Raw genomic sequence first — 2,877 nt, forward strand, 5'->3', positions numbered from 1 at the left:
CCTTGTCGGCTTCCCGCAAAATCCGGACGATTTGCTCGTCACTGTATCGGCTCTTCTTCATTGCTCCCTTTCGTTTGGGAGCTATCTTCTCAAATTTGCCGTGGCCCGAAAATCTCGGGTCAGGTCAGAAGCGCTTAAAAAAGGAGAGCCAAGAATCACTCGTTCCCTCTTGGAGAAAACTTCAAGGCCCAATAAAAACCTGAAGAAATTGTTGCAAGAAGCGAAAGTCGGTGAAGCACTTCTGGAAGACATTCCGGATGATGATTTGGCGAAAGAAATGGGCTTTAGGGCGACACCTACATTATCTGCAGATGAGGATGACATCGGTAATGGCGACTTAGCTAAGAATGGGAAGAAGCGAAACATGCGCCCAGGGCAGCGCAATCCATCACGCGATGTCGTTGGAGAAGCTGCGCATGTTTAAGGTGGCAGATACTTGGCAGTACGAATTCGAAGACTTGCCAGCTAGAAGCCGGTTAGTGTCCTTAAAACCCATCGGACATGGAACGATCTGGCAAGAGGCACTTTCCAGTTATTTTATTCGACTAGCACGCGCTCACACCTGTGCACCGCTCGTCCTTTTAAATAAGGAGGTGTTGCCTCGTTCTGGTATACAGCACTCAAAGTCGTCCGGAAGTTTTGTCTACGAACACCTGAAAACAATGAACGGTGTCGGAAAGTATGCAGGAGCATTTGTGTCCCGATTAGAGCAGCTTACTTTGCAATCCGGACTGCAGAAGTGTACCTTTCTTCCGTGGGTAGACATCTTCGCTCCAAACGCAACGGGGCTTTTACATACTCACCCCCATTGGTGCTGCGACTGCTTTAATGAATGGCGCAAAGAGGGAGTTGAACCATATTTTCCACTGATATGGATGGCAGGGGCGGTCGAGATATGCCCAAAGCATGGAACGTTACTCGCAAATACCTGCAGCCACTGCGGCAAGCGTCAGCCGTTCATACACAAGCACACATATCTCGATCACTGTTCCTTTTGTAGTCGAAGCCTCTGTGGCACGCCTGATTATGTTGCTACGAATGCAGGAGATAGATCGGAGCTGTTGCAGTTTCAAGTTGAGGTGATTAGGGAAATGATAGAGCATGCCCCAAGTGTAGGATTGATTGCGACTCTTTCGGAGTTTCAGGGGCAGCTACGAAAAATGGCGGATGATCACTTTTCTGGATCAATACTCGAGTTCGAAAGGTCGATAGGGTTTCGAGAAAAGTCTGTTGTAAAGTGGTTTAAGAATCAGGCTCGGCCATCATTACCACTGTTAATGCAAATGTGCTATCGGCTGGATACTACGTTGTTATCGTTCGTCCGGAATGGGGTCGAAAGAAATTTGGAGCATGACGATCGTCCTTTTGAAACAGCAAGTGTTTGCAAGCGGTACAAGGCTTCGGCGGCGAAACTTGTCGAGATTAGAACGACACTGCAAAAAATCATAGCGTCTGGTAAATCGAATAGGCCAATGAGGCAGATCGCTGATGAATTAGATGTGCCCTATACGTACGTTAAATATTGGTTTAACGACGAATGTGAATTGATTTCGGAGTTTTACAGGCAATATAGACGGGCAGAGGCAATAAAGAAGCGAGAAGAGAATGTAGCAAAAGCGAAGGAAGTTGTGTTGGCTCTGCATAGGAACCGTGTGAAGGTTACTCGCCGTGTAATTGATCTGCGACTGCAGGAACATGGAATTTACCTTTCTCGTCCGGAAATTCGGGAAGCGGTAAGGGAGGCGCAACTTTTCGTCTGTCGAAATTGAAGTAAGGCAGTCTCCGTGAACGTCTAATGTGGGTAGGTTGCATTGAGTTTGGGACAAGGATAAAACCGAACTTGTATCTATCAGGAGTCCCGTCGCATGAAGGTCAGAGCAAAGAAAAGGCGCATTTACATTAGCCGCATTGGCCCACAAGTACCATTGAATGTCGAAGATCGGTCAGATTTTACGCGGTTGACTCCTAGGGCGTTTGAGATTGAGGGGATTGTGCTTGATACTTCAGCGGCAAATGATCTCCTTGGATCTGCGGTAACAAGCGCCGAGTTTATGGCGCATCTACGGCTGCAAGCTGCAGTACAAATTGAACTGGACATTTCGACGGAATGGCTGCTGCCTGAAAAGGAGATTTGTAATCGTCTTCGTCTAAGCCCTGATGCGCTTGGTGCTGCAGTGAAGGCAAAGCAAATATTCGCCATAAAGGGCCGGTCAGGTGAGTACTACTATCCAGCATTCTTTGCCGCTAATAGGAAATCCAGCCGCACAATGCTCAAAAAAGTATGTGCCGTGCTTGGGGATATTCCTGCCGGTATGAAATGGGAATTCTTCACAACTCCGCGAATCTCGCTTAGTGGTAAGAATCCAGTTCAAGCGATAGCACGAGGAAAAGTGGCGGCCGTAATGGATGCGGCAAAAGCATTACTGGAGGACTAAATACGGCGACTGAATCAAGAGACGACATACTTATCTACGTTGTCAGTTGGCAGCAGCGTGGCGTTAAGCAGCCATTGTCACCGTTCAATTGAACGGTGACAATCGACCCAAACCTGCCGGTCGCGCTTCTCTGAAGCGGACGGTCAACGTCGCGTCTCTTTGTTTCTCCGTGAGTTGGGCAAAATAATTAACCCAAGTATTACCAACATCATGGCAGATCAGATCGCATTTATTCTTGCAACAAAAGGCTCATCGCTCTCTTGCGGCTTCATGCCAAGCTGTCTGTACGGGTGATAAGAGATACTCCAGCACGGGCGGTAATCCCCCCGTTTTTGAAGCGGCCTGAGAGTAGAGGCTATGCGGCCAAGGCCAGTTTCTGTTTCGGCGTGATACCGCCGAGGGCCATGTTGGGGCGTTCGTGATTATAGGTCCATAGCCAACG

The 2,877-nt window shown here is 48.3% G+C and carries 3 protein-coding genes; all 3 read left to right on the top strand.

Features of this window, described 5'->3' with window-relative positions; all coding sequences use genetic code 11:
* On the top strand, positions 1–424 hold a 424-nt coding region (locus ACYVIA_RS22195; protein WP_460844469.1), incomplete at its 5' end, for a hypothetical protein.
* Positions 417–1,769, top strand: coding sequence for a TniQ family protein (locus ACYVIA_RS22200; RefSeq protein WP_460844471.1), 1,353 nt, complete (start codon positions 417–419; stop codon positions 1,767–1,769). The genes ACYVIA_RS22195 and ACYVIA_RS22200, both read left to right, overlap by 8 nt.
* A 96-nt stretch (positions 1,770–1,865) precedes the next feature.
* Positions 1,866–2,435 carry a hypothetical protein gene (locus ACYVIA_RS22205; protein ID WP_460844473.1) on the top strand — a complete coding sequence of 190 codons (570 nt, stop codon included), beginning with the start codon at positions 1,866–1,868 and terminating at the stop codon, positions 2,433–2,435.
* Positions 2,436–2,877: the final 442 nt, after the last annotated feature.

This window comes from Noviherbaspirillum agri, assembly GCF_054780595.1.

Excerpts from the sequence above, each read along its gene's own strand:
- ACYVIA_RS22205 (WP_460844473.1), top strand. The coding sequence starts at position 1,866 with ATGAAGGTCAGAGCAAAGAAAAGGCGCATTTACATTAGCCGCATTGGC.
- ACYVIA_RS22200 (WP_460844471.1), top strand. The coding sequence starts at position 417 with ATGTTTAAGGTGGCAGATACTTGGCAGTACGAATTCGAAGACTTGCCA.